General features: G+C 56.2%; 8 protein-coding genes, 1 tRNA gene, 2 rRNA genes and 1 pseudogene (1 of these 12 only partly in view). 6 read left to right on the forward strand and 6 right to left on the reverse strand.

Going from position 1 to position 7,210, the window contains the following annotated elements:
• The first annotated feature begins 192 nt into the window (after positions 1-192).
• Entirely contained in the window at positions 193-501 is a 309-nt protein-coding gene (locus tag WDN02_RS04920; RefSeq protein ID WP_337292439.1) for a hypothetical protein, read from the forward strand.
• Positions 502-903: 402 nt separating this feature from the next.
• Here WDN02_RS04920 and WDN02_RS04925 read toward each other — a convergent pair whose 3' ends face one another.
• The 3 genes from WDN02_RS04925 to WDN02_RS04935 all read right to left on the reverse strand — a co-directional run bounded on the left by WDN02_RS04925 (position 904) and on the right by WDN02_RS04935 (position 2,013).
• On the reverse strand, positions 904-1,359 hold the full coding sequence (locus WDN02_RS04925; protein WP_337292440.1) for a hypothetical protein: 456 nt from the start codon (positions 1,357-1,359) through the stop codon (positions 904-906).
• Positions 1,360-1,458: 99 nt separating this feature from the next.
• On the reverse strand, positions 1,459-1,650 hold the full coding sequence (locus WDN02_RS04930) for a hypothetical protein (RefSeq protein WP_337292441.1): 192 nt from the start codon (positions 1,648-1,650) through the stop codon (positions 1,459-1,461).
• A 72-nt stretch (positions 1,651-1,722) separates the two neighbouring features.
• Complete coding sequence (locus WDN02_RS04935; RefSeq protein WP_337292442.1) at positions 1,723-2,013, reverse strand: transposase DNA-binding-containing protein; 291 nt, start codon at positions 2,011-2,013, stop codon at positions 1,723-1,725.
• Positions 2,014-2,244: 231 nt separating this feature from the next.
• On the opposite strand from WDN02_RS04935, the gene WDN02_RS04940 reads away from it, so the two are divergent.
• The 5 genes and pseudogenes from WDN02_RS04940 (at position 2,245) to WDN02_RS04960 (ending at position 4,480) form a co-directional block, all read left to right on the forward strand.
• Positions 2,245-2,595 carry a transposase gene (locus WDN02_RS04940; RefSeq protein ID WP_337292443.1) on the forward strand — a complete coding sequence of 117 codons (351 nt, stop codon included), beginning with the start codon at positions 2,245-2,247 and terminating at the stop codon, positions 2,593-2,595.
• Positions 2,592-3,050: an IS66 family insertion sequence element accessory protein TnpB gene (gene tnpB / locus WDN02_RS04945; RefSeq protein ID WP_337292444.1), complete on the forward strand. Its 459-nt coding sequence runs from the start codon at positions 2,592-2,594 to the stop codon at positions 3,048-3,050. The genes WDN02_RS04940 and tnpB overlap by 4 nt, the downstream gene beginning before the upstream one ends.
• A complete protein-coding gene (locus WDN02_RS04950) occupies positions 3,013-3,414 on the forward strand; it encodes a transposase (protein WP_337292445.1) in 402 nt (133 codons plus the stop codon). The genes tnpB and WDN02_RS04950 overlap by 38 nt, the downstream gene beginning before the upstream one ends.
• Before the next feature lie 65 nt (positions 3,415-3,479).
• Positions 3,480-3,893, forward strand: a pseudogene (locus tag WDN02_RS04955) (transposase); the annotation flags it as partial.
• Between the two features lie 101 nt (positions 3,894-3,994).
• Positions 3,995-4,480 carry a transposase gene (locus WDN02_RS04960; protein WP_337294867.1) on the forward strand — a complete coding sequence of 162 codons (486 nt, stop codon included), beginning with the start codon at positions 3,995-3,997 and terminating at the stop codon, positions 4,478-4,480.
• Positions 4,481-4,794: 314 nt separating this feature from the next.
• Here the strand turns inward: WDN02_RS04960 and WDN02_RS04965 are convergent.
• From WDN02_RS04965 to WDN02_RS04975, 3 genes are all read right to left on the reverse strand, one after another.
• Positions 4,795-4,871, reverse strand: a tRNA-Met gene (locus tag WDN02_RS04965).
• Positions 4,872-5,031: 160 nt separating this feature from the next.
• Positions 5,032-5,146 (reverse strand): 5S ribosomal RNA (gene rrf / locus WDN02_RS04970).
• Between the two features lie 172 nt (positions 5,147-5,318).
• Positions 5,319-7,210, reverse strand: a 23S ribosomal RNA gene (locus tag WDN02_RS04975) (it continues 925 nt past the right edge of the window).

Raw genomic sequence — 7,210 nt, forward strand, 5'->3', positions numbered from 1 at the left:
ATAAAAATCATCTTCAGTGACCTAAGCCCGAGAACCGGCGTCGAAATCGTTTGCTCATCAGGGGGACGTTTGACCGCTTCGACGATCACAATTGAATATCGAAAAGAATCCGAACGTCTGTTCGCCGTCGGCTTCGATGGAAACGAGAATCAGACCGGATATTTATCGCTGGGCAAAGATGAAAATTGTTCGATGACGTCGGACACACCGGGACATCTCGGCGGCGATACTTCGTCGAAATATTACCATGCCGCACACCAGTGGATTGCCGATAGCCGGCAAGAAACGCCGCTCTGTATCTCAGGCGTACAAGATGGGTCAGGCTGTCTTCAAGGCTCGGCGATCATCGAATACGTGCCAAACGACTCCGCGGCCCTTGGTACGCAGACGGTCTATATCGCCCTTGTTCAGGAAGGGGCAGATTTACGGATCGCTTCGGCTTTCATCATGCCTGATCGCGAAACCCAGCAGTTCAGCGGCTTTTCCGAGATTGGTCACTAGGAGACCTGTGCGCGGGTCGCTGGACGAGGGTTGGCATTTATGATTCGTAAGCGCCAAGCTGATCTTTCAATTACCCATAAATTTTTGTCCCGATCGCAGCACCCAATTCGATATCCGTTAGCTTGGATAGACCGCGCCATATCACGATATTTCCCGGAGGTGGATCGCTGGCTCTCGCTAAGTATCCTCCAAGCCGCGCTACTTTAACGACGTAGTGCGAGAGCGTTTTTCGCCGAGTACTATCACCATTCCGATCTTTCACTAGATGATCGAGAAGCTTAATTTCGATCTCGGTCATCGCCATTTGCGGCGGCGGCATTCAGCGTGGAACGATTGAGCATCGTCATCCAGAAGACGCGCCAACTCACAATACAGAAAACCGCGATCAGATTCACTAGACGCTCAGCGGTCCGCAAGTTTCGACTCCTCCGCCTTGCAGCCTGATTTGAGGATTTTATGGAAGACCTCGATTTTCCACCGCATCGCGTACCATTCGAGCTTCTCGATGGTGTCCTTACGCGATTTAACTGGGAGATTGGTGAGAAGCTTCCACTCGATCTTCTTTCGTCGCTTTGGCATTCCTCGCTCTTGAGCATGGATCACGGTTAGATTAAGCGCTGGATATTTCTTCTGCTTGCCAATTGGTGGGAGGACTCGAAGTTTGCAGAAACGGATTTCGAGAAGCGCTTCATCCGGTTCGCCTTTGTCGTCTTTAACCTTGATCCGATGTAGGCCTTTGATCGTAATCTCGTCCACTTCGTCGGCAATTGTATGATTGCCGTCCCCGGCAAGCCGATCAACACAGGTTTCGCACCAGGAAATGCGTTCCAACCTCCTCGCGAGGCAAAAACAACTCATAGATGTCGCTCTCGCGATCACCAATATGAACACATCGTCCGGGGGGCAGCGAGAAGGTCGGTCGATTGCCGCAAATTCTCCAACCAGCGGATGCTCTCCTTATGCTCGATCGGAACCCGCGTCGGATTGACCTTTCGCTTCAGCGCCGTCGTCCCCTTTGAACTTCTTGCGCGTCCAGAACTTGATGGCAGTCAGGCCGAACGGAAGCCCCTCGGTCGTCACGGCCAGGCTCGAATGCATGAGAACACCGCACTGCGTGCGCCCTGCCGTCTTACCCGTAAAGCCAATCAAATCCGGCTTCTCGCGCTTGAAACTGAATTCCGTCGTGTCATGGAGGACGAGGATCGGTCCCCTCTGCCTCGGTCACGCGCCCCACGCGTCGCCCTCGAAATGGCCGCGAAGAATATCCGCCTCGTTGACCCGTTCGTTGGAGAAAAAGCGATAGGCAGCCTTCGTGTTGGCCCAATCCCGGCAAATCTGCGGGATGCTTTGACCCATGTCGCTCCCGATCTGCCCGAGCAATTTGCAAAACCGTCGCCCAAGACGCTCGTCCTTAAACTCGCATCCCGCAACTTCCCGATCAATCCACGTCTCGATATCGGATGTCAGTCGTTGAATAGACGCCGCCCCGCGCTCCTTCAACTTCAAACCCATTGAGCACCCCGTGATTTCGAATCAGGTGCTCAACAATGAATCACAACAGATTCTAACGATGCAAGATTCCGCCCGGGATACCCTGCGCAGAGCGGCCGCTAATTTATGGGTAATTGAAAGCAAGCTGATCCATCTGGCGGTCGGTTTGACGAGTGGGTATTCAGACCGGAGCAATAAGCTCTGGTGTGATCTTCTATGTCTGCTCCTAGGTCTGGTGATAGAACATTCCATATGATCGAGGCGGTTCCGGTTGCGGAACGTCTTGAGGGTGCTCCGGTTCGTCTGCACCGGCGGTGGTCGGATGAGCTCAAAGAGCAGGTGGTAGCGGAATCTTTTCTGCCTGGGGCAAATGTTTCTGCGATTGCCCGTCGCGTTGGCATTGATCCGTCGCAGCTATTTTCCTGGCGTAAGGCGCTTCGCAGAGGCGGCGCGAGGATGGTCGCGCCCGATGCGGCGGTTGACGACAAGGCGCGTTCGGGGCCGGTCATCGAAATCGTTGTCGGCGATGCTGTCATTCGTGCGGACGCGATGGTCGATGAAGCCCATTTGCGGCGCGTGGTGCGCGCGGTTCGCTCGGCATGATCCCGTCCGGCGTCAAAGTTTTTCTGGCCAGTCATCCGATCGATTTTCGAAAAGGCATGGACGGTTTGTTGTCGCTGGTGCGGGACGCCGGCAGTGATCCGTTCGACGGCGCTCTTTATGTTTTTCGTGCCAAGCGGGCCGACAGAATCAAGATCGTCTTTTGGACGGGTCCGGGGTTGTTCTTTATGCGAAGCGCCTGGAGACAGCGCAGTTCTGCTGGCCGAAGATCGGGCATCATCGGGTTCACCTCAATCAGGCGCAGGCTGATGGCGCTTGTCGACGGCATGGATTGGAAACGCGTTCACGCGGTGACAGTGAAGCCGCCTGAGTTTTGTTGGGGTAAATCGCTGCGGCAGAGTGAATCACGGCGGCCGAAAATGCGCGCCACCGGGGTGAAAATATGCTCTGATCCGCGTCATGCCGGCGCCGGTTTTCGATCTCCCCGACAATGTTGATGCGCTCAAAGCCATGGTGCTGGCCATGGCCGAGAAAGCGGCACGCGCTGAGGTTCTTGAGAGTGAAGTTGCCGATCTCAAAGCTCTGAATGCGAGTGCCGAGGAGCGGATCGCGCGCCTGACCTCGATCCTCAAGACGCTGGAGCGGGCCAGGTTTGGGCGCCGCTCTGAGAAGCTTGGCGCCAATGCGTTTGACGATGAACAGAGTGCGTTCGTCTTCGACGAGGTTCAAACGGGGCTCGGCGCCATCCAGGCCGAGCTCGATAAACGGCAGGACCCTGACAAGGCCAGACGCGCCGCACGGCCTCGCAAGGGGTTTTGCGCCGCATCTCGAGCGGGTCGAGATCATCATCGAACCGGCTGAGCTACCGGAGCACGCCGGCAAGCAGAAAGATCCTGATCGGCGAGGATGTCTCGGAGCGGCTCGATGTGGTCGCGGCGAAGTTCCGTGTCATCGTCACGCGCCGGCCGAAATACGCCTTCAGGAACGAAGATGGCGTCGTTCAGGCCCCCGGCACCAGCCCATATCATCGAGGGGCGGCATCCCGACCGAAGCGCTTCTGGCGCAGATCGCGGTCTTCAAAATATGCCGACGGCCTGCCGCTCTACCGCCAGGAAGCGATTTACGCCCGCGACAAGGTGGATCTCGACCGAGCCCTGATGCGCAATGGATGGGCCGGCTCGGATTTGAACTCGAGAATCCTCTCCGACCACGTCCTCACGCTGATCAAGAAGGCCGAGAGGATCTTCGCCGACGAAACCACGCTGCCAACCTTGGAACCAGGCTCCGGCAGCACCAAGACAGCCTATCTCTGGGCTTACGTGCGAGATGACCGGACCTTCGGCGGCAGCGGTCCGCCGATGGTTGCCTACCGCTTCGAGGATAGCCGGTTCGGGCGAATGTGTCGCCCGCCATCTCGACAATTATCGGGGCACTCCTGCAGGTGGATGGGTATACGGCCTATAATCGTCTTGCGCGGCCCGACCGCGGCAATGATGCCATCACGCTCGCGGGATGTTGGTCCCACGTTCGAAGAAAATTTTACGAACTGCACATCGCCGGCAGTTCCAAACTCGCGACCCACGACAATCGAACGCATGACCCAGCTGTGGGAGATCGAGGAGAAGGTGCGCGGCAAAGATCCAAATGCACGCGTCGCAGCCCGCCAGGAAACCTCGGTCGCGATCGTCGCCGATCTGTTCAAGCTTTGGCAAGACGCGCTTCCACGTATCTCCGGCAAGTCCCAAATTGGCGGAGGCAATCCGCTACGCCATCTCACGGCGGGCGACGCTCGAACGCTTCCTCACCGATGGCCGCGTCGAGATTGACTCCAACATTGTGGAACGTGCCATCCGGCCGCAAACAATCACGCGAAAGAACTCGCTCTTTGCCGGCAGCGACGGCGGCGGACGAACCTGGGCAACCATAGCGACATTGTTGCAGACGGCAAAAATGAACGATGTCGATCCGCCTCGCCTGGCTCGCGCAGTACGCTCGAGCGTCTCGCCAACAGCTGGCCCAACGCCGAGATCGATGCTCTCATGCCCTGGCGCTATACAGCCTGAACGGCCGCGACTAACCGCTTACTTCAATCTGGTACGACTTGTCAGACGTCGAAGCTTGCCGAGGCGCTGGATGAGATTGGTTGCGGGGACACGCAACACCCCGATCCCCGGCGAAATGTAGACCATAACGCGAACGGCGCCCCTTCCGAAGCGCCGTCGCTTGTATCGCAAGAATCGTTGGTTGCGGGGACAGGATTTGAACCTGTGACCTTCAGGTTATGAGCCTGACGAGCTACCGGGCTGCTCCACCCCGCGCCAAGAAAGCGCATCCGGAAAAGGCGCTTCATCCCCGTTCCGGCGGCGAACCTAATCCCGGATACGGAAAACACCAGTAAAAAAGCAAACGGCGGCTTGCACGAGAAGTGAAGCCGCCGTTGGCGCAAAATCATAAAGAGGATATTCCTGCCCTTCGCAGGCCTGGCAACGACCTACTCTCCCAGGTCTTAAGACATAGTACCATTGGCGCTGAAGCGTTTGACGGCCGAGTTCGGATGGGATCGGGGTCTAGTCACTTCGCAAAAGTCACCAGGCCGGCGAAAGGCAGGAAGCAAACTGGTCAAACCAAGATATCTTTTGCCGAGATATCTATGGGCGATCTTCGATATTTCGCATCGTCTTCGGGACGACACACTCTCTCCGCGCCATCTTATCCAAAAAGTTTGCAACTCTTTGGGATGACACGATGAGCATTGATTAATGAGAACGATCAAGCCAATCGAGCTATTAGTACCGGTAAACTTCACGCATTGCTGCGCTTCCATACCCGGCCTATCAACGTGGTCGTCTTCCACGGCTCTCAAGGGAGAACTCGTTTTGAGGTGGGTTTCCGCTTAGATGCATTCAGCGGTTATCCCGTCCGTACATAGCTACCCTGCACTGCGGCTGGCGCCACAACAGGTCCACCAGAGGTACGTTCATCCCGGTCCTCTCGTACTAGGGACAAATCCTCTCAATTCTCCAACACCCACGGCAGATAGGGACCGAACTGTCTCACGACGTTCTGAACCCAGCTCACGTACCAACTTTAATCGGCGAACAGCCGAACCCTTGGGACCTTCTCCAGCCCCAGGATGTGATGAGCCGACATCGAGGTGCCAAACGATGCCGTCGATATGGACCTCTTGGGCATCATCAGCCTGTTATCCCCGGCGTACCTTTTATCCGTTGAGCGATGGCCCTTCCACTCGGGACCACCGGATCACTATGACCGACTTTCGTCTCTGCTCGACTTGTTGTCTCGCAGTCAGGCAGGCTTATGCCATTGCACTCAACGAGCGATTTCCGACCGCTCTGAGCCCACCATCGCGCGCCTCCGTTACTCTTTGGGAGGCGACCGCCCCAGTCAAACTGCCCACCATGCACTGTCCCGGCTCCGGATAACGGAGCACGGTTAGACATCCATATAGATAAGGGTGGTATTTCAAGGATGGCTCCATCCGAGCTGCGCCCCGGACTTCATAGCCTACCACCTATCCTACACATGCCGACACGAATGCCAGTGCAAAGCTACAGTAAAGGTGCACGGGGTCTTTCCGTCTGACCGCAGGAACCCCGCATCTTCACGGGGAATTCAATTTCACTGAGCTGACGCTGGAGACAGCGGGGAAGTCATTACGCCATTCGTGCAGGTCGGAACTTACCCGACAAGGAATTTCGCTACCTTAGGACCGTTATAGTTACGGCCGCCGTTTACCGGGGCTTCAATTCAAGGCTTGCACCTCTCCTCTTAACCTTCCGGCACCGGGCAGGCGTCAGACCCTATACGTCATCTTGCGATTTCGCAGAGTCCTGTGTTTTTGTTAAACAGTTGCCACCCCCTGGTCTGTGCCCCCATGAATCGCTTGCGCGGTCATGGGCCTCCTTCTTCCGAAGTTACGGAGGTAAATTGCCGAGTTCCTTCAGCGTCATTCTCTCAAGCGCCTTGGTATACTCTACCTGTCCCACCTGTGTCGGTTTCGGGTACGGTCTGATGTGGAGGCTATTTCCTGGAACCGCTTGACTGCCCGGGAAATCCAGTAATCCCGAACAAACTTCTGCAATCCGTCACCATCCACTGGCCCACGAATATTAACGTGGTTTCCATCGACTACGCCTTTCGGCCTCGCCTTAGGGACCGGCTAACCCTGCGAAGATTAACTTTACGCAGGAACCCTTGGACTTTCGGCGACACTGTCTTTCACAGTGTTTATCGTTACTCATGTCAGCATTCGCACATCCGATATCTCCAGGATGCCTCACGGCTGTCCCCTCACGGACTTACGGAACGCTCCGCTACCACTCACCCTTGCGGATGAATCCAAAGCTTCGGCTCGTGGCTTGAGCCCCGTTACATCGTCGGCGCGGAAACCCTTAATTAGACCAGTGAGCTGTTACGCTTTCTTTAAAGGATGGCTGCTTCTAAGCCAACCTCCTGGTTGTTTTGGGATTTCTACATCCTTTCCCACTTAGCCACGAATTGGGGGCCTTAGCTGTTGGTCTGGGTTGTTTCCCTCTTCACGACGGACGTTAGCACCCGCCGTGTGTCTCCCGCACATTACTTCCAGGTATTCGGAGTTTGGTTGGATTTGGTAAGGTTATGCACCCCCCTAGTCCAT

Origin of the sequence: Methylovirgula sp. (genome assembly GCF_037200945.1) — a bacterium.
GTDB lineage: Bacteria > Pseudomonadota > Alphaproteobacteria > Rhizobiales > Beijerinckiaceae > Methylovirgula.